Below are 19,178 nucleotides of genomic sequence, written 5' to 3'. Positions count from 1 at the left end.
CTGGGCGCGGTAGGGTAGGCAAAAGTTAGTGCTTAGGGCGTGTCGGCACAGGCCCCATATGCCGCTAATGAATACATCAAAATCTTTTGAGCAATATCGCTCGAGTTAAAGAAAAAATGGGAGCAAGTGAGATGACGCAATCGGCGAGTGCAGCACGCGCTAACTTCTCATGGCGCAATATTGACATCATCATTGCAGCTGTTATCGGCGTGGCCGTTGGCCTGATTTTTGTTATCTGGAACATCATCGGCGGTGCGGGCTATGAAGCAGTCAACGCGCTTACTCCTGGCCTTGGCGGTTTGGTCGCGGGTATGTGGTTCCTCGGTGGGCCACTCGGCGCGTACATCATTCGCAAGCCGGGTGCCGCTATCTTCGTTGAGGTAATCGCAGCGACAGTTTCAGCACTAATCGGTAACCAGTGGGGTATCCCTACCGTGTACTCAGGTTTGGCGCAGGGGCTCGGCGCGGAGCTGGTGTTCCTCATTCTGACGTATAAGAGCTACAACCTGGCCACCGTGGTTATCTCCGGTCTCATGGCAGGTGTCGGCGCGTGGACCTATGAGTTTTTCACCGGCAACCTGGCCAAGACTTTCGAATTCAACATCATCTACCTGATCTCCACGGCGCTGTCTGGTGCCGTCCTCGCCGGTCTGCTGGCTTACTTCCTGGCTAAGGCACTGGCGGCAACTGGAGCGCTGGATCGGTTTGCCATCGGGCGAGAGCGGCACGGCGACGTCTAGGAAAAATCGATGACAGATGAGGCGTTGACGCGGAGGCCGTCGTCAAGCGGAAATGTCCCTGCGGTGAGCGCGCGGGGGTTCGGATATCGGCACGCGGGGCGCAAAGCTGCGGTACTGAATGACATCACACTGGACGTGGAGCGTGGTGAAAAGGTGCTGTTGCTCGGCGCGTCGGGGGTAGGGAAGTCGACGCTGCTTGCCGCTATTGCTGGCGTACTTGGCGACGACTCCGATGGCGAAGCCACCGGAGAGCTCCTGATTGAAGGTTGTACTCCCGCTTCCGCACGGGGCGCGGTGGGCTTAGTGCTGCAAGACCCTGACTCGCAGACGATTAGTGCCCGCGTTGGCGACGATGTTGCCTTTGGTGCGGAAAACCTTGGCGTTGCCCCGGCTGAGATCGGCAACCGAGTACGCGCCAGCCTGGATGTGGTGGGACTGGATTTGCCGCTGGACCATCCCACGCACCGGCTTTCCGGGGGACAGAAACAGCGCCTCGCATTGGCGGGTGTGCTGGCGATGGGCGCACGGGTCATTTGCTTGGACGAGCCGACGGCCAACATCGATCCGGCCGGTGTGCCGGTACTGCGCGATGCGGCGATTACCGCGGCGGAGAGAACCGGTGCGGCGCTGATCGTGGTCGAGCATCGAGTGGATGCGTGGGTCGATGTGGTTGACCGCATCATCGTGCTGGGCCGCGAAGGTGTGATTGCCGATGGTGCGCCTCATCGAGTCTTGGAAGACCACGGACAGGCTCTGACGGATGCTGGGGTGTGGATTCCGAATGCGCCGCCCGCGCTGCCGGGCGCCCGTTCCGTTGCCTGCGACCAGGACGGGCACCCTAGCGGTGACATCGCGATTGAAACCCGCGAGTTGGCCATCGGCTATGGCGCGAAGAAGTCCTGGTTCAGCGGTGGCGAAACTGTTGAACCGATTGCTCGCGGTGTATCAATTTCAATCCCATCTCAAGCTTCCACCTGCATTGTTGGTCACAATGGCAGCGGCAAGTCCACGTTAGCGCTGACGCTCGGCGGTCTGCTTGAGCCGATGGCGGGCACGGTCCAAGTGGCAGGCAGCGGTAGCGCGCCGTGGAAATGGCCATCGAAGAGGTTGGCTACTCGGATTGGCACGGTATTCCAGGACCCCGAGCATCAATTCGTCACCGGCACAGTGCTGGAAGAGTTGCAGCTTGGCCCCAAGCTTGTCGGTGTCAACGCTGATCAGCGCATCGAGGAGTTACTTGAGCGGCTGCGACTAACCGCCCTGACCAAGGCGAATCCATTCTCGCTTTCCGGCGGTGAGAAGCGACGTCTGTCGGTGGCGACCATGCTGGCGACAGCGCCGGATATTGTGCTTCTCGACGAACCGACCTTCGGCCAAGACCGCCGGACATTCACCGAGCTGCTCACTTTGCTTCGCCAACTTGCAGACGACGGTCGAACTGTTATTTCGATTACCCACGATCCGTTGGTGGTCCAAGCAATGGGGGACTACGTCGTCGACATGGATGCGTTTCATCCGGAGCGGTCAGGCCGTGCGGCGCCGGGACAGCGTGGTTCGGGGGAGCAGGCCGGTCCGAGCAGCAATAGCGGTTCGCGCGGCCAGGGCGAAGTAGGAGGGAAATCGTGACTGAAGTCGGTTCCGCCGGTACGGCTGAAGGTACGCAGAGCGCCGAGCAGAGCAAGCAGCCTTTCCTCGCGACGGTCAACCCGGTGGCGAGAGTTCTGGGCCTATTCTTGCTCACCACACCGCTGCTGATTTCCATCGACTGGGTCTCCGCAGTGGTGGCACTTGTCTGCACGCTTTTCTTGGTGCCACTGTCGGGTTTGGGTTTTCGTCGTTTTCTAGGACGCAGCCTGCCGCTTCTTATCGCCGCGCCCATCTCGGGCATCTCGATGGCGCTCTACGGCAACCCGGAGGGCAAAGAGTATTTCTCCTTTCTGCTTGCGCATGTGACGGATAATTCCATTTCCCTGGCCATCGCGATCATGTTGCGTGTGCTGGCTATCGGTACTCCAGTTATCGTGCTGACAGCTAATATCGATCCCACCGATCTGGGCAATGGGCTGGCGCAGGTTCTCAAGCTGCCCAGCCGGTTTGTGCTGGCAACGGTGGCGAGTCTGCGGCTCGTCGGTCTGTTCATCAGTGATTGGCAGGCGCTGACCCGAGCCCGTCGCGCACGCGGTTTGGGTGACCACGGCGCAATTCGCCGCACTATTTCCCAGGTGTTCGCTCTGCTGGTGTTTGCGCTGCGCCGCGGCACCAAGCTGGCCACCGCCATGGAAGCCCGCGGTTTTGGCGCGCCGATTAAGCGTACGTGGTGGCACACCTCGACATTGGCCGCGCGTGACTATGTCACCATGGCTGCCTGCCTCGCCATCGCCGTCGCAGCAATCGGTATTTCCGTGTGGGCCGGGGAGTTCCGCTTCCTGGGCGTGGCGTAGTAAAGGCGTTTCGATCACGATGATTCTGCTTATCGACGGCCGTTCCGGCAGTGGCAAAACCACCTTTTCGGCAAAGTTGCACAGTATCCTCGGCTGGCCAGTTATCCACTTGGAGGATGTCTATCCGGGCTGGTCCGGCCTGCACAAAGCATCGGCCGCAGTCGCGGAGACCATTTTGAACCCCGCGCTACCGGCCGATGAGCGTGGTTATCGCCGTTGGGACTGGTACGCCGGCGAATTCGCTGAGTGGGTGCCGATGCCACCGGACTGCTCTCTCATCGTCGAAGGCTGCGGCGCTGTCACTGAAGCTAATCTTGCCGCTGCCCGTGCCATCGGCGACGGCAACGCGTGGGGAGTCTGGGTAGAGCTGGACACGCAGACTCGCTTTGCCCGCGCCATGGCTCGCGACGACCACTTCGAGGAACACTGGGACATGTGGGCCGAGCAGGAATCTCAGCACATGGCCAAGCACAATCCGCAACAGCTCGTCGACTGGACTATCAACGTCCCAGAACAGTTAACGTGGAAGCTCTGATGAGAAAAACGCTCGCGTGCCTCGGTGCAGGCTTCGGTTCCATGCTCCTCGTCGGCGGACTACGTGTCGCCGCTAGTTCGGAGCTACGCCCACCACGCCTGCCCAATCGCAGACCTCCACGGTGGGTTCTTCCCGCAGTCGGTGCCGCGTGGACGCTGGCCAGCTACCGCGCCTATTACGCCCGCGCATCGCATCGCTTGACGACGCCCCTGCTCGCCGGCCTCGCAGTACCAGGAGCCGCAGCGATAGTTTTCGAGGCCGTTCGCCTTCGATGTGCTGCCAAAAAGCCAACTGTACCGCCACACACCGTGATTGTGCTGGGATGCGCATTGAAGAACAATCGGCCCTCGGCCCTGCTGGCCAAAAGATTGCAGCGGGCAGTAGCAGCGTGTGATGAGCGCACCGAGCGAATCATCTGCTCCGGTGGGCGCGGCAGTGAAGCGGTGACAGATGCCATCAGTTCCGAAGCGGATGCCATGGCGGAGTGGTTGGAGGCGAACGCTGGGGACGTCGTAAAGCGTGGCGACATCGAGTTGATTGCCGAGGACCAATCGACGAATACGTCGGAAAACATTGACTATGCGTGCGAGTTGATGCGCGGCATGGACGGTGCGTTGAGCGCTGGAACGGTTGTTGTGACCAGTGATTTTCATGCGCCACGGGTAGCGAAGCTCGTGCGCGAACGGGGGCTGGAATCCTGGTGTGTCGTCGGAGCCTATACGCCGTTAAGGTACTGGGCGACATCGCTGCTGCGAGAATTCCTAGCGCAGTTTATTCTGTGGGCGCCGCGCGGCAACGCGAGAATTTTACGAATTTCGCGGGTGCAACAAAGTGTTAGCCATTAGTATCAAACGAAGATAATTACGTCGTGCGGTGATAGTGCTACGTAGAAATGCGTAGAGCGCGATATCGAACACGACATCGGAATCATTAAATCGGGAGGAACACCCACATGGCTTTGACCCCAGGATTCGACCTGTTCCAGCTGCCAGAGGAGCACCAGGAGCTCCGCGCCGTTATCCGTGATCTGGCGGAGAAGCAGATTGCTCCGTACGCAGCGGACGTCGATGAGAATGAGCGTTTCCCGGAGGAGGCCCTGAAGGCTCTCAACGAGGCTGGCTTCAACGCCGTCCACGTGCCGGAGCAGTTCGGTGGTCAGGGTGCGGACTCGGTTGCGGCCTGCATCGTCATTGAGGAAGTTGCTCGCGTCTGTGGCTCGTCCTCCCTTATCCCGGCTGTGAACAAGCTGGGCACCATGGGCCTGATCCTCAAGGGCTCCGACGAGCTGAAGAGCAAGGTCCTGCCGGACATCGCCAACGGTGAAATGGCTTCCTACGCGCTGACTGAGCGCGAGGCTGGTTCGGATGCCGGGTCCATGAAGACCCGCGCTGTCCGTGAGGGCGATGAGTGGGTCCTCAACGGCTCCAAGTGCTTCATCACCAACGGTGGCCGCTCCACTTGGTACACCGTCATGGCTGTCACCGACCCGGAGAAGGGTGCCAACGGCATCTCCGCATTCATGGTTCACAAGGACGACGAGGGCTTCCGCGTCGGTGGCCTGGAGCACAAGCTGGGCATCAAGGGCTCCCCGACCGCGGAGCTGTACTTCGAAAACTGCCGTATCCCGGCTGACCGCATCATCGGTGAAGAGGGCACTGGTTTCAAGACCGCCCTGGAGACCCTGGACCACACCCGCCCGACCATTGGTGCACAGGCACTGGGTATTGCGCAGGGTGCTTACGACTACGCCGTTGGTTACGTGCAGGAGCGTCAGCAGTTCGGCAAGCCGATTGCTGCTTTCCAGAACACCCAGTTCATGCTGGCTGACATGCGTATGAAGATTGACGCTGCTCGTCTCATGGTCTACACCGCAGCCGCTAACGCTGAGCGTGGCACTGCTGAGGGCGGCGCTCGCCTGGGCATGATGGCCGCAAACGCCAAGGCTTTCGCCTCCGACGTTGCTATGCAGGTCACCACTGACGCTGTGCAGCTGCTCGGTGGTTACGGCTTCACCCGTGACTTCCCGGTTGAGCGCATGATGCGTGACGCCAAGATCACCCAGATCTACGAGGGCACCAACCAGATTTGCCGCATGGTCGCAGGTCGCCAGATTCTCGCAGACGCTCAGAAGCGCTAGTCACCAGTGCAAACGCTAAGCCCTCGCTATCAAGGCGGGGGCTTTTTTCACGCCACCACATCACCCAGAATTTGTCTATTAACCCCAATGCGAGTTACTGACTGCGTTTATGTTTGGCGACCGCGAGCCAATGCGAGTTACTGACTGCGTCTATGACAAAAATGGCCCGAAAAACGGCTTCAAAATGTCATAAACTCGCACAGTTTCACATTTGCAGCCCGTAAGTTTTTGGGATAAGTAGCAAGAAGCATGTCCGGTCGGCGTGTGGCCGGGGTTAGGTTTGTCTCTTAACCCCAGGTTTTCGGCCGTCCCGCACGAGTCCGGCACCACACCATCCACCAGCTCGCCAGCAGCCGCACGCATCAGCCTCGCTAATCACACCCTCATTTCGCCAACCAAGCACAGGTAGCTACAACGATTGCCTCTACTCCCCGGTCAAGAGTGGGTTGGAGGTCAGGGGCGAAAGCTGGGTTGTGGTTGCCAACAGCGCTGCTCTCATCCGCGAAGCCGCCGAGTCACTAAGAGCTGCCTACGTCGTCACAAAGAACTTCTGGTTTCGCTCGCCACGGTAGGACTGGACGGTTGCAGTTGCGGCGATGATAGAGGCAACAATCAGCAGGCCAGCTGTAATCAAACCGAGCACCGATGAGTCTCCGGAGCGCAACTGGGAAATCGTTCCGACCAGAGTCATTGATGCATTAATGACAAAAACTGCCGCTGCCACGGACAGCACCGTGCGCGCTGCAGTCGATCCTTCAAGGAGTTTGCCAGCAAGCCACCAGCACGCAATCGCCGTTGCCGTCTGCGCGATAATTGCAAACGCGAAGCTCACAGCCAAGCTGGTCTGAGCAGCAGAAATCTCGATGTTGTTGGCCTTTGCCGCTTCCGTAACAGTCGCATCCCATTTCAATAGGGAACTGACCACGGTGAGGAGTAGCGCCGGGACGTAAGAATATACCGCCAGCCGCCACCACCTAAAGGACTGCGCCGCATGGTAAGGAACGTCTTTAGCCGAATTGACTACCATAACTCCACACTCTAAACCACGCTGTCTCGGCGCGAAACGTCACTGCTAGGTTGCACTTATCGCTTGCCGACGAGCAGATAATCGGCAACCGTCGAAAAAGCTAACTTTTATACAGCGCTGGTGCGGTACGGGTCGGTGAAGTCGACACCTTGGGTTTCCCACACGCGACGCAGTTCGTCAACGCCCTTAGCGCGAGCAAGGGCAAATTCGTTGGTTGTGGCCGGGACTGGCTGGAAGATCGTGACTTCGGTTTCCTCTACCACGACCGGCGGGATTTCTGCCTTGAGCAGCACAAAACCGGTGAAGCGCGATTGATCCCACAGTGGCTGGCCGAAGTCGATAAGTGCACCCTCGGTGAGGATGAGGCCTTCGATGCTTGGGGAAGCGGCAAGAATACCCAGCGGGCGGATGACTTCGTCCAGACCACCACGAATAGGCAAGATGAGCTCGGCACGCGGGCCAGAGTTGGTGTCCACCACCATTGCGGACGGATCTTGCATTGCCTCGGCACTGCAACCGAGTGTTGCGTAGGTGACAATCCGGCCTGTGTCAGGTCCGAAGCGCAGCATCTTCAGCGGAGCAGAGCCGAGGAAGGTCAGCTGGGCTTCGCCGGGGTTGGACTCTTCAAAGTAGGAGGTAAATGCTGCTCGGACGGCTTTGATAATCGCATTGCCATCAGGGCCGGCGGGAGGGATGGGGCCGGTTAAGTTATCGAACACGAACGGTACTCCTTTGTTGAGGTGGTAGTTCTAGGCTGCAGGCGAAAGCTCAACAGCGTCAGCCCACGTCGCTTCGAGGTTCAAAGTCTGCATCCACGCATCAATGTTGTCACCGTGTGCAGCGATTGCGGCGCGTGCAGTCAGCGTGGTCTCGATAGCGAACTCGGTGAGTTCATCGCTAATCAGTCCCTGAGTGTGGGCCGCGACGAGCTCGTCGACATCTTCAACTCGAATCTGTGTGGCCGCATCGACAGGTAGGGGAGCTATGGCCTCAGGGGCGGTCGGTGCCTGCAGGATGTCGAGATACAAATCGGTCATACGCCAGCACTGCGGATCAGTCCGGTCGATGCTGACAATATCGACGTAGCGTTGGTGTTCCACCTTCACGCCCGGGCGGAAGTGATAAATGCTGATGCGCAACCCCTCGTCGGCAAGCAGGAATGACTCAAGATATCCAAACTTTGGATGATCCATCCCACGGCGCATATAGAGGCGGCTGGGCGTGAGAGCTCGGAACTCGTCGACTTTGCGCTGAAAGCCCTTGGGGTCGGTGTTGACCATTTCACGTAGGTCAAAGGTCTCGACTTTTGGAGGATGTGTGTCCTGACTCGAGTGAATCGGGGAGAGTGCAGGAGCTGCCGCGGTCGAAGCCGAAGTGGCCGGTGAAGTGGACATGCGAATACCTTAACGTGTGGGTGCTGCCTTTTTGGGCATAGAAAAGCCCTTTCTGCATACGTGATGCAAAAAGGGCTAGGGGAGAACTAGAAAAACTTAGTTCAGGCCGACCGGGAAGACACCGGCGGTCGGGGTGTAGCTGCAGTTGGTCGGACCAGGCTCTTCCTGAGTGGTGATACCGCCCTGCATGACAGCGATGACCAAGCCCTTGCCCGTGTCAGCGGTGCCGTTGACAGCGCCCGGGCCCTCCTCGGCGTTAATACCGTTGTTCTGCAGGGTGGTCTTGCCGTACTTGCCGTTGGCAACGTTGACCCAGTAGACGTTCATCTCGGTGTTCTGTTCCTTAGCCAGCTGCTTGGTGCCCAGGCCAGTGAAGACGAAGCCAAGCTGGTTCTCCGGAACGCCAGGCAGCGGCAGGTCAGCCGGACCCGGAACGGAGGTGGCCATACCGATGGAGCGGCTTTCGCCACCGATGCACTTGTCAGCCACGGTCGGCAGCAGGAACTGGTTGGTCTTCGGGGCGCCTTCCGGAACCTTGAAGCCCGGCTCGCCGTCGCCCTCACCAGTCAGGAAGTCAATTCCCTTGTTCAGCGCGCTTGAAATTTCCTCAGGAACGCCTGGGGAGTTAATGATGTCGCGCGCGTTGCCGTAAAGATCCGGCGAAGCGATGTTCAGGGAGTCCAGCGAGGGGGAAGCAGAAGCGGCGGGAGTCATGCCCGCAGTGAGAATTGCAGCTGCACCCAAGGTCGCTGCGGCACGGCGAAGGAAGGAGCGTCCAGTCGAAACCACGGTGAAGTACCTCTCATTCGTGGGCTATTGGAGTCGGAATCAAAATTTCGGAATCGTTGCTCATCTTAGAACGACTCCAACGTGAATTGGAAAGATTTGAAAAAGAAATGTTCAGAATCTTCTCAGGAGATTAACGCACGGGTTCCCGCGTGTCGCAAGTCAATCAGAGTGGATGAAGGTGTAGAAAGAGATGATTGTGACAATTGAGGCACACTGCATGCTTATGGGGTTAATGGCGTTTCGCAGCGTGTAAGCAGGTGGAGTCAAGTCTCATCCCGTGGGGTTACAACTATGGCATTTGGTCACATCTATCACATGGTGGGCTGAGAGATTGCCGTCGTGAAGCGTTGTGGTGTGGGTGGATATGCCGTTATGGCTGTCGGTAAAGCGGGGGTGCAGCAAGGGGGTAATTTATGCCTAGGGGCGGCGCGGCAATGCCACTTTGCATGACGGATAGGTGCTCGGGGTTGCGAGAAGCTCTGCCAGATGTGCAGGGCCATTAAGAAGGAGTACACTGTAGAACGCTTTATTACGCGTTGATGCGGGGCGTTAAAGACAGTCGCAAAGACAGTCCTTTAGGGCAAGGCCGTATCTTTTTCTTTTAGTCCTCTTAGCTTGTTAGGAGCTATCCGCCTGTGAGCGATACCGAGTTCCGTAATGTCGCCATTGTCGCGCACGTCGACCATGGCAAGACCACTCTCGTGAACGCCATGCTGGAGCAGTCCGGCGTTTTCAGCGACCACGAAGAAGTTGCAGACCGAGTGATGGACTCTGGTGACCTTGAAAAGGAAAAGGGCATCACCATCTTGGCGAAGAACACCGCTATTCGCCGAAAAGGTGAGGGCAAGAACGGCGAAGATCTCATCATCAACGTCATTGACACCCCTGGCCACGCCGACTTCGGTGGTGAGGTGGAGCGAGCGCTGTCCATGGTTGACGGCGTCGTGCTGCTGATTGACTCTTCCGAAGGTCCGTTGCCACAGACTCGCTTCGTGCTGGGCAAGGCCCTGGCTGCGTCCATGCCAGTCATCATTGTGGTCAACAAGACCGACCGTCCAGATGCGCGTATCGACGAGGTTGTTGAGGAAGCCCAGGATCTGCTGCTAGAGCTAGCCTCTACCCTGGAAGACCCGGAAGCTGCTGAGGTCGCAGAGCGCAACCTTGAGCTGCCGGTTCTCTATGCTTCCGGTCGTGCCGGTAAGGCTTCGACGGAGAACCCGGGTAACGGCAACTTGCCGGAGTCTGAGAACCTGCAGCCGCTGTTCGACGTCATCACCGAGGTGCTCCCGGAGCCGTCCGCTGAGATTGATGCCCCGCTGCAGGCGCAGGTTACTAACCTGGACTCCAGCTCCTTCCTTGGTCGAATTGGCCTGATTCGTATTCACAAGGGCCGTATCCGCAAGGGACAGCAGATTTCGTGGATTCACTATGACTCTGATGGCAATGAGCACATCAAGAACGCGAAGGTCGCGGAGCTGTTGCGTACCGTCGGTGTGACCCGTGTTCCTGCTGAAGAGGCCATTGCAGGTGACATCGCTGCTATCTCCGGTATCGATGAGGTCATGATCGGTGACTCTCTCTGTGATGCTGAGCACCCGGATCCGCTGCCACGCATTCTGGTCGATGAGCCGGCTATCTCCATGACGATCGGTGTGAACACCTCGCCACTGGCAGGCCAGGGTGGTGGCGATAAGCTGACCGCTCGTATGGTCAAGGCCCGCCTGGACCAGGAGCTGATCGGTAACGTCTCGCTGCGCGTGCTGCCGACCGAACGCCCGGATGCCTGGGAGGTGCAGGGCCGTGGTGAAATGGCGCTGTCCGTCCTGGTTGAAACCATGCGCCGTGAAGGCTTTGAGCTGACCGTCGGTAAGCCGCAGGTTGTGACCAAGACCGTCGATGGCAAGGTTGAAGAGCCGTACGAGCACTTGACCATCGATGTTCCAGAAGAGCACCTGGGTGCGGTCACCCAGCTGATGGCGGCTCGTAAGGGACGCATGGAACAGATGGGTAACCAGGGCACCGGTTGGGTGCGCATGGAGTTTCTCATTCCGTCCCGCGGTCTGATTGGCTTCCGCACCACTTTCATGACGGAGACCAAGGGCACCGGTATCGCCAACCACTACTCGGCAGGTTATGGCGAGTGGGCAGGCGAGATTAAGGATCGCCCGACTGGTTCGCTGGTGGCTGACCGTACCGGCCAGATCACCGCTTACGCGCTGATCCAGCTTTCTGACCGCGGTACTTTCTTCGTCGAGCCGGGTGACCAGGCCTATGAGGGCATGGTCGTTGGCCAGAATCCGCGTGATGAGGACATGGACATCAACATCACCAAGGAAAAGAAGCTGACGAATATGCGCGCAGCCTCGGCTGATGCGACCGTGACCCTGGAGAAGGCTCACAAGCTCTCCCTCGATGAGGCTATGGAGTTCTGTGGCGCTGACGAGTGTGTTGAGGTCACCCCGGAGGGCATTCGCGTACGCAAGCAGATCCTCAGCGCCACCGATCGCGCTCGCGCCCGTTCCCGCGCGAAGGCAATGAATAAGAAGTAATTCGGGTTACTAGGGGACTGGGCGACCTGGAAAACCAGTCTCGGGGTAACTGACTCGGCCAGGTGTCGAGTAATCTCGTGAATATGTTTATTCGCAGCCGTCGTCACGCAGCTTCTCGTCGATTTTTCGTAGCATCGACACTCTGCGTGACGGCGGCTTTGGCGTCCTCGTGCATGGCTCGCCCGTCCGACGCTCCGACTGTGCCCGGGCAGCAGGAAGTGCCGGTACAGCAGGAAGACACCGCTGACCAGGCTAAAAAGATGCGTGAAGTCACGGTCGGTGTCGACGAGTTTGTCGAAGGCTTCAATCCGCATTTGCTTGCCGACGTCTCCCCAGTGACCAGCCTGGTAGCGCGACTGACACTGCCCAGTGTTTTCACCCCCGCGCCAGTTGAGGGCGAGGCTGGTGACGCTACTGCCTCCGCGCAAGCTCCCGGAGTGGTGGATAACGCTGCCAATGCCCGTTTGGCAGGTGCTCCCCAGTGGCTGCTCAACTCCGATTTATTGGATTCCGTGCAGGTCATCAGGAACGATGACAGCAAAGACGGCGACACCAGTAATGGAGCTGGAGGCTGGAAAGCAGCCGATGTTGACATCACGGATCCGACGGTAGCGGCAGAGCATGTCCGCTACCGCATTCGAAAGGGGGCGCAGTGGAGCGATGGCACGCCGATTAGCGGCGAGGACTTCCGCTATCTGCATACCCAAGTCACGTCCACTCCAGGATCGTTGGATACAGCGACCTATGAGCTGATTAAATCCATTGATGTCTCTGACGGGGGCCATCAGATTGACGTGACGTTCACTCAGCCGATTACGCATTGGCAGCGCCTGTTTGCGCATCTCTTGCCAGCGCATCTGATGCGGTCGAACACTGATGGTTTTTCCGAAGGGCTGGCCAGTCGTTTCCCGGCTTCCGGTGGGCAGTACACCGTCGAGTCGATGGATGTCGGCCGCAACATTATTCGGCTGGTTCGAAATGACCGATACTGGGGTGAGCAGCCAGCGGCCTCGGAGATTATTACGCTGCGTGCCATGCGTAGTGCCATCGATGGTGCGGAGCAACTGCGTTCGAAGCAGATCCAGGCTGTGCAGGTCCGTCCTACGGAGACATCTGAGCTGACGTATGGTCTGGTCCCCGGTGTTGCTGAGTTTTTCCATGAGCCAAACCGGGAACTGGTTTTCAGTACCAATCTCGCGTCGAACAGGCTTGCCGACGAGTCCGTCCGCCGGGCCATTCTGAGCAGCATCAACGTTGCAGAGGTCTCAGAGGTGGCCACCGGCCGCCGAATTGCGGGTGGTTCTGGTGACGGTGGTGACCAGGAGCGATCCGAGACACCACAGGCTGGTTTTACTGAGGACAATCCGCTACGAATTGGCATCATTAGCGACGGTATAGCGGCACGCGCTGCGGCTTTTGCGGTCGCTGACCAGTTGACTGCAGCTGGTATCCCCGCCACCGTTGTTTCGTATTCTCCAGCGGACATGCTGCGGTCTTCGTTGCCCTACGGAACTGTCGATGCCGTGGTGGCATGGGCAGAGCAGCCCAATTCTGTCCAGGCGGCCCGGGAACGCTATACGTGTACGGAAGGCTCGGTCAGCTCGCTGCCGCCGAAGGACCTGGACGAAGCGGGCGCAGAGTCGGCTGCTGAGTCTGAGTCCGAGTCTGATTCTGAGCGTGTCGACAGTTCGACAAAGCCTGCGCCAAGTAGAGATCGGGAAAAGAGTGCTGAAGAGCAGGGCTCGTCGGACGGGACAACACCATCTGAGCAGTCCAAATCTTCTACCTCAGCGGAGCCGGCTGACCTAAATGGAGTACCAGTTGCTCCGAAATCGGCTGCTCGGAGCGAGAATCTCTCCGGTCTTTGTGACCCACAGATTGATGAACTGCTCGCTCCCGACAGTTCTGCGTTGCCCGCTGAACTCGCCGATATCATTGCTGGCCACAGTATCGAGCTGACCTTGGTGAAAGACGGCTTGCTGACGGTGGTCAGCCCGGAAATTACAATTACCGGGAGGAGGGACTCTTCGCAGTGGACCGATGACCCAGTGTTGGGCCGCCTCGGTGTTCTGGGCGAGGTTCGCCGTGTCTCGACACAGAGTGGGGCTCGAGAATCGTCTGAGAATTCTCAGCCGGGAGATGATCCGCGCGAAGATACAGAGCAGGACGGTTCGGGGCAGAACCAAGATGGCCGCGATAACGTCGACCAGGAGAACAAGGGGAAGTAAGAAAGTCCGTGAAGTTACTTTTTGTTCACGCACATCCAGATGACGAGTCCATTTGGACAGGTGGTTTGATTGCGGCTGCCGCGCGGTCCGGAGCGTCGGTAAGCGTAGTGACCTGCACGATGGGCGAGCTGGGAGAGGTCATCGGCGCGCCGTACCAGGGGCTAGTTGCTGATGAAGCCGACCAGTTGGGCGGTTTCCGCGTCGCCGAGTTGCGCTCGGCGCTGCGTGCGCTTGGGGCCAATGCTCCAGAAAATGCGCCGCGGTTCCTCGGTGGTGCCGGGCGTTGGCGTGACTCCGGTATGGCCGGTGACAAGGGCAATGAGCATCCCCGTGCGTTCGTGAACTCAGGTGATGAGGCGGTCGCCCAGCTTCGCACCATCCTCGATGAGCTGCAGCCAGACCTGGTCATTACCTACGATGCTGATGGTGGCTATGGGCATCCGGACCACATTCGTGCGCACGATATCACTGTCGCGGCGTGCGGAAATCGCTTTCCGACGCTGTGGGCGGTCACCGATCGTGAGGCAATGGCGGCGGGGCTGGATGCCATTACCGTGGTACCGGAGAGCTGGCAGTCGTGCGATATCGACGACTTCGCCACCGTGACTGGCCATTTCGAGGTTCAGCTGGATGACGCCGCTGTGGCTGCCAAGGTTGAGGCCATGCGCGCGCATGCGACGCAGGTGTGGTTCGCCGATGGTTCCGTCAGCGAGGTCAATCCGGATGCTGTCTATGGGCAGACCGATGGCTCTGGTCGTGCGCGAGCCGTCTGGGCGTTTTCCAATTTGCTGTGTCAACCGGTGACGCCGACTGAGGCATACCGTTTTGGTACGGCGACCGCTGCGTCCATGGAAGCGCTAGGGGAGCTGGTGAATATCCGATTACTGTCGGAGCCGGTAGCGAGCGTCGAGTCGGTACCGGGCGTGGATCTGGCGGCGGAGGGGAGTGCGGACGATGAGTGACTTTCAACCTCACGAAAGCGAAGACTTGATTAACGCTGCTGGCGGAAAGTTGAAAAACGAGCGCTTGAGTATTGAAAAGCGCACGTTTGGAGATGAGCGCTATTGGGGCGATCCGGAACGTTCGCAGCCACGCGAGAACTTCCATCAGGGGGAAGCCACGGTAGCGCTGGTCTGGCTGTCGCTGGCTGCGCTGGCAACGCTGGTGATTGAGGTAGTTTTCCTCGGAGCGTGGATTACCATCGGCTCGGTTGCTATTCCGTTGCCGTGGACTATTCCGTTGGCCTATATTGCCAATCTGGTTATCACCAATACAGCGTTGCTGTGGACTCGTGATCGTTCTAAAGCTGCGATTCCGACTGTCATCTGGGTGCTGGGCTTTGCAGGCATTTTGCTGTGGGCAGTGCTGCCCTTCGGTGGTGATTTGGCAATAGGGCAGTGGTTGCGAACAGTTCTGCTGCTTGTTTGCGGTGTGCTGGGCGGTGCCTGGCCACTGCGCCATCTGCGGGCACTCTAACGGAAAATGCAGCGGAACCTGCAGTCGATGCTGCAGGAGACGGTGGGGAACTGATGCAGGGCAGGCCTGCATGAATGCGCATCTTTCTGGAGCTAGTTGATAACAACACCCACGTTGGGTGTAGACTCCAATCTGAATATACCGCTCTGTCTATTTTGCTCTGTTTCTCGTTGGAACGGCATAATCGACAGATAGCGAAAGCCTCATCCCATATCTTGTGAGAAAGGTTCTTAAACCTAAAACCATGACTTACATCATTGCCCAGCCATGTGTTGACGTCCTCGACCGTGCCTGTGTCGAGGAGTGCCCGGTTGACTGCATTTACGAGGGCAAGCGCATGCTCTACATTCATCCTGATGAGTGCGTGGACTGTGGCGCTTGTGAACCGGTCTGCCCAGTCGAGGCCATCTTCTATGAGGACGATGTTCCGGATGAGTGGGTTGAATTCATCGATGCCAATGTCGACTGGTTCGATGAGCTGGGTTCCCCAGGCGGTGCCGCCAAGCTCGGCCCCCAGGACTTCGATGTGCCATTCGTGGCAGCTCTGCCGCCACAGGCAGAAGACTAAAGCCACAGAGGACTAAACCTATTTCTTTCCCGGGAAGGATTTCATCACCGCCCATGTCAGCTGCCCGCAAGCGCGTAACTCCCGGTTCTCTTTTGCCTCAGTTTCCGTGGGATTCTCTCACGCGGGCGAAAGCCACTGTGGCTGCGCATGAAGAGGGCATGGTGAATCTCTCGGTCGGCACACCGGTCGATGAAGTCGCGTCGATAATCCGGCAGGGCCTTTCCGAAGGCGCTGCCGCACCGGGTTATCCTCAGACCGTCGGCACGCCTGAGTTACGCGCGGCGATTGTTGCAGCGATGGCGCGGCGTTACGGCGTGACGGGACTGGAGTCAGCGGTCAACGGCGGCAATGTGCTTCCGGTCATCGGTACCAAGGAAGCGATTGGCTGGCTTCCTTTCCTCCTCGGTGTGGGCGTGGGGCATACCGTCGTCATCCCCGAGCTGGCATATCCCACCTACGAGGTTGGCGTTCGCATCGCAGGCGCTGAGCTGCTGCGTGCGGACTCGCTGACGCAAATCGGCCCCGCCTCGCCGACACTGATGTTCATCAATTCCCCGGGCAACCCCAACGGCAAGGTCCTCGGTGTTGAACACCTGCGCAAGGTGGTTGAGTGGGCTCGTGCTCGGGACGTCATCGTCGCCTCTGACGAGTGCTATCTGGGGCTCGGTTGGACTGAACAGCCAGTCAGTATTCTCGACCCGCGAGTGTGCGACGGTGATTTCACCAACCTGCTGGCTATCCACTCACTGTCCAAGACGTCGAACATGGCGTCGTACCGCACCGGCTGGTTCGCCGGCGATGCGGACCTTATTGCCGAGCTGGTTTCCGTGCGCCGTCACATGGGACTGATGATGCCGGGACCCATCCAGCACGCCACGATCGCCGCGCTTAACGACGACTCCCACGAGGCCGAACAAAAGCAGCGTTACAGTGACCGCCGTGAGATTCTGCGGGATGCACTGGTAGCCGCAGGTTTTCGTGTCGATGACTCCGAGGGCGGGCTCTATCTGTGGGTTACTCGCGGGGAAGACTGCTGGCAGACGGTTGATTGGCTGGCCGAACGCGGCATCCTGGTCGCGCCGGGTAGCTTCTACGGCCCCAAGGGTGCACAGCACGTGCGGGTGGGGCTCACAGCGACGCTCGACGATATCGAAGTGGCCGCGGCGCGCATTCGCGGCTAGCTCGGCCAGATGTGCTGGCCCGAGTAGGCCGAATGCTGCAAACGGTGCCGACATCGGCATAGACCAAATCATAAAAAGGGGAGTGTGCCGTGGGACGTGCCGCAGGCAATCGCGATGCCTGGTGGGGACTTGAGAAGAACCGTCAGGCAGCGCAAGTCGATGCCGCCGCTCACGAGCGCGAGGAGTACATCCCCTTTGAGCCGGCAATTGTGGCCGACACTGATGAGTTTTTGGTCGTAGACAAGCCACCTTTTCTGCCAGCGACCCCCAATGGCCGCATCGTGGCCAATACCGTGCAGGAGCGCCTGCGACGTAGTCTCGGGGAATCGGAGATTGTGGCCGTTCACCGCCTGGACCTGCTGACCAGCGGGCTCCTGTTGCTCTCTCGGAATCCGGCTACCCGTGCGCGCTACCAGCAGCTTTTCCAAAACCAGGAAATCACCAAAGAATACGAATGCCTCACCGTGATGCCCGATGATTGGCATGCGGGAGAAAGCAGGGAAGTCACACTCCTGCTCGACCCCAACCCGGCAGAGCACGGAGTAAAAGTTGTGGAGACCAATGATCCCGCACGCGCCGCTGCGAAGAATCCCAAGCTCAAGCTCGCACACACAACAGTGACCTTCCTAGGTCCGGTAGCGGCGGATATCGGCGATGTGCTGGCGAGCAGCCGTGGCGGTGGTGCGACCAGCGCCAGCATTCCGCTGCATGCAGTCGGCTGTGGTTGCGGGCATTGCGGCAGCCGCATGCAGGTAGGGCACTGGCGGCTACAGCCCCATACGGGCCGCACACATCAGCTGCGGGCGACGATGGACTGGCTAGGCTATCCCATTCTCGGTGAGGACACGTATGGCCGAGAGGTTAGGACGCAGGAGCCGTCGGCAAGCGCGGGCAGCGCGCCAAGGTACACGCCGCAGTTGCGCCTGACGGCGACCGCATTGGCGTTCATCGACCCCGTCACTGGTGAGCGATGTGCCTACCGGAGCGCGCGGAATATTTCGGCCCCGGCAGACGTGCCGACCACCGTTAGTTAGCGTGCAGCTCGGCGCTGAGCTTCACCTTTTCGGCAGCCCACGGCACAACCTCGACTGCACCAGAGAGTGAATTGCGGCGGAAGAGCATATTCGATCCGCCCGAAAGCTCGCGGGCCTTGAGCGTCTTCTTCACGCCGTCCAGGGCAACGTGACACTTGGTGCCGGCGGTGATGTAGAGCCCGGCTTCCAGTACGCAGTCATCGCCGAGCGAGATGCCGAGTCCAGCGTTCGCACCGAGTAGGCATCGCTTGCCGACGGACACAACTTCCTTACCTCCGCCGGATAGTGTGCCCATGATGGACGCTCCACCGCCGATATCGGAGCCGTCGTCGACGATGACGCCCTGGGAGATACGGCCTTCCACCATGGAGTGTCCAAGCGTGCCTGCGTTGAAGTTGACGAAGCCCTCGTGCATAACTGTGGTGCCCTCAGCGAGGTGGGCTCCAAGGCGCACGCGGTCAGCGTCACCGATGCGGACTCCGGTGGGAGTGACGTAGTCGACCATGCGGGGGAATTTATCGATGGAGTAGACGGTGACAGGCCCGCGGCGTGACAGCTTGGCTCGGGTTACCTCGAAGCCTTCGACAGCACAGGGGCCAAAATTGGTCCACGCCACATTGTTGAGCTTGCCGAAGATACCGTCCAGGTTGATGCTGTTGGGCACAACCAGGCGGTGGGAGAGCAGATGGAGGCGCAGGTAGGCATCGATGGTGTCGACTGGTGCGTCATCGAGTGAAGCGATGGTAGCTGTGACCAGACGGCGTGTGGTACCGCGGTCCGCATCGGCTACGGCCAGGTCTGCGAGGTAGGTGAAATCTTCGGGGAGCGCGTCGGTGTCAATGGTTCCGGTCGTGGTGGAGGTTGCCGTGCCCTCTTCGATGAGCTTGGGGGCGGGGAACCAGACGTCGAGAACAGTATCGTTGTTAAAAGTGGCAATGCCGGTAGCTTGTGCTCCAAATTTCATGGAAAACAGGCTACCGGCATATCCCTATCTATGAAAAGTGTTCCGCAAATGTGTAGTAAGGAAGTGTTCGGATAGGGGTAGCAGGGCGGTTAGGCCCTGCGATTAGTTGTCATGG

The 19,178-nt window shown here is 59.1% G+C and carries 18 protein-coding genes and 1 pseudogene; 13 read left to right on the top strand and 6 right to left on the bottom strand.

Annotated features, from left to right (window positions below; genetic code table 11):
• The first annotated feature begins 131 nt into the window (after positions 1-131).
• The 6 genes from I6J19_RS10255 to I6J19_RS10230 all read left to right on the top strand — a co-directional run bounded on the left by I6J19_RS10255 (position 132) and on the right by I6J19_RS10230 (position 5,853).
• A complete protein-coding gene (locus tag I6J19_RS10255; RefSeq protein WP_038628289.1) occupies positions 132-740 on the top strand; it encodes an ECF transporter S component in 609 nt (202 codons plus the stop codon).
• A 9-nt stretch (positions 741-749) separates the two neighbouring features.
• Positions 750-2,366: an ABC transporter ATP-binding protein gene (locus I6J19_RS10250; protein WP_038628292.1), complete on the top strand. Its 1,617-nt coding sequence runs from the start codon at positions 750-752 to the stop codon at positions 2,364-2,366.
• Positions 2,363-3,181, top strand: coding sequence for an energy-coupling factor transporter transmembrane component T family protein (locus I6J19_RS10245; RefSeq protein ID WP_038628296.1), 819 nt, complete (start codon positions 2,363-2,365; stop codon positions 3,179-3,181). Before I6J19_RS10250 ends, I6J19_RS10245 begins: the two co-directional genes overlap by 4 nt.
• A 19-nt stretch (positions 3,182-3,200) precedes the next feature.
• The gene (locus I6J19_RS10240) at positions 3,201-3,716 is read left to right on the top strand and encodes a nucleoside/nucleotide kinase family protein (protein ID WP_038628299.1); all 516 of its coding nucleotides are present in this window, start codon (positions 3,201-3,203) and stop codon (positions 3,714-3,716) included.
• Complete coding sequence (locus tag I6J19_RS10235) at positions 3,716-4,561, top strand: YdcF family protein (RefSeq protein WP_038628300.1); 846 nt, start codon at positions 3,716-3,718, stop codon at positions 4,559-4,561. Before I6J19_RS10240 ends, I6J19_RS10235 begins: the two co-directional genes overlap by 1 nt.
• 107 nt (positions 4,562-4,668) lie before the next feature.
• Positions 4,669-5,853: an acyl-CoA dehydrogenase family protein gene (locus I6J19_RS10230; RefSeq protein WP_038628303.1), complete on the top strand. Its 1,185-nt coding sequence runs from the start codon at positions 4,669-4,671 to the stop codon at positions 5,851-5,853.
• Positions 5,854-6,236: 383 nt separating this feature from the next.
• On the opposite strand, the pseudogene I6J19_RS10935 reads toward I6J19_RS10230, so the two are convergent.
• The 5 genes and pseudogenes from I6J19_RS10935 to I6J19_RS10210 form a co-directional block, all read right to left on the bottom strand.
• Positions 6,237-6,368, bottom strand: a pseudogene (locus I6J19_RS10935) (amidohydrolase); the annotation flags it as partial.
• A gap of 14 nt (positions 6,369-6,382) precedes the next feature.
• Entirely contained in the window at positions 6,383-6,880 is a 498-nt protein-coding gene (locus tag I6J19_RS10225) for a hypothetical protein (protein ID WP_038628306.1), read from the bottom strand.
• A 107-nt stretch (positions 6,881-6,987) separates the two neighbouring features.
• Positions 6,988-7,599, bottom strand: a complete 612-nt coding sequence (locus I6J19_RS10220) for a suppressor of fused domain protein (RefSeq protein WP_038628309.1) — start codon at positions 7,597-7,599, stop codon at positions 6,988-6,990.
• Positions 7,600-7,629: 30 nt separating this feature from the next.
• Positions 7,630-8,274: a ribonuclease FAU-1 family protein gene (locus I6J19_RS10215; RefSeq protein ID WP_038628311.1), complete on the bottom strand. Its 645-nt coding sequence runs from the start codon at positions 8,272-8,274 to the stop codon at positions 7,630-7,632.
• A gap of 96 nt (positions 8,275-8,370) precedes the next feature.
• The gene (locus I6J19_RS10210; RefSeq protein WP_038628314.1) at positions 8,371-9,063 is read right to left on the bottom strand and encodes an Rv1157c family protein; all 693 of its coding nucleotides are present in this window, start codon (positions 9,061-9,063) and stop codon (positions 8,371-8,373) included.
• A 635-nt stretch (positions 9,064-9,698) separates the two neighbouring features.
• Between I6J19_RS10210 and typA the strand changes: the two genes are divergently transcribed.
• From typA to I6J19_RS10175, 7 genes are all read left to right on the top strand, one after another.
• Positions 9,699-11,612 (top strand): translational GTPase TypA, encoded by a 1,914-nt coding sequence (typA, locus tag I6J19_RS10205; protein ID WP_038628316.1) that lies wholly within the window; start codon positions 9,699-9,701, stop codon positions 11,610-11,612.
• A gap of 83 nt (positions 11,613-11,695) precedes the next feature.
• On the top strand, positions 11,696-13,840 hold the full coding sequence (locus tag I6J19_RS10200) for an ABC transporter family substrate-binding protein (protein WP_038628319.1): 2,145 nt from the start codon (positions 11,696-11,698) through the stop codon (positions 13,838-13,840).
• Between the two features lie 8 nt (positions 13,841-13,848).
• Positions 13,849-14,802, top strand: coding sequence for an N-acetyl-1-D-myo-inositol-2-amino-2-deoxy-alpha-D-glucopyranoside deacetylase (gene mshB, locus I6J19_RS10195; protein ID WP_038628321.1), 954 nt, complete (start codon positions 13,849-13,851; stop codon positions 14,800-14,802).
• The gene (locus I6J19_RS10190; protein WP_038628324.1) at positions 14,795-15,316 is read left to right on the top strand and encodes a hypothetical protein; all 522 of its coding nucleotides are present in this window, start codon (positions 14,795-14,797) and stop codon (positions 15,314-15,316) included. Before mshB ends, I6J19_RS10190 begins: the two co-directional genes overlap by 8 nt.
• 244 nt (positions 15,317-15,560) lie before the next feature.
• Positions 15,561-15,884, top strand: a complete 324-nt coding sequence (gene fdxA, locus I6J19_RS10185) for a ferredoxin (protein WP_005509435.1) — start codon at positions 15,561-15,563, stop codon at positions 15,882-15,884.
• 53 nt (positions 15,885-15,937) lie between these two features.
• Complete coding sequence (gene dapC / locus I6J19_RS10180) at positions 15,938-17,065, top strand: succinyldiaminopimelate transaminase (protein WP_038628328.1); 1,128 nt, start codon at positions 15,938-15,940, stop codon at positions 17,063-17,065.
• Between the two features lie 89 nt (positions 17,066-17,154).
• A complete protein-coding gene (locus tag I6J19_RS10175; protein ID WP_038628331.1) occupies positions 17,155-18,099 on the top strand; it encodes a pseudouridine synthase in 945 nt (314 codons plus the stop codon).
• Here the strand turns inward: I6J19_RS10175 and dapD are convergent.
• A complete protein-coding gene (gene dapD / locus I6J19_RS10170) occupies positions 18,092-19,063 on the bottom strand; it encodes a 2,3,4,5-tetrahydropyridine-2,6-dicarboxylate N-succinyltransferase (protein WP_038628333.1) in 972 nt (323 codons plus the stop codon). The two genes, I6J19_RS10175 and dapD, sit on opposite strands and share 8 nt — an antisense overlap.
• Between the last annotated feature and the right edge of the window lie 115 nt (positions 19,064-19,178).

This window comes from Corynebacterium amycolatum (assembly GCF_016889425.1).
Lineage (GTDB): Bacteria > Actinomycetota > Actinomycetes > Mycobacteriales > Mycobacteriaceae > Corynebacterium > Corynebacterium amycolatum.
The sequence above is the reverse complement of the archived record's forward strand: the minus strand, read 5'-3'. Positions and strand labels throughout refer to the sequence as shown.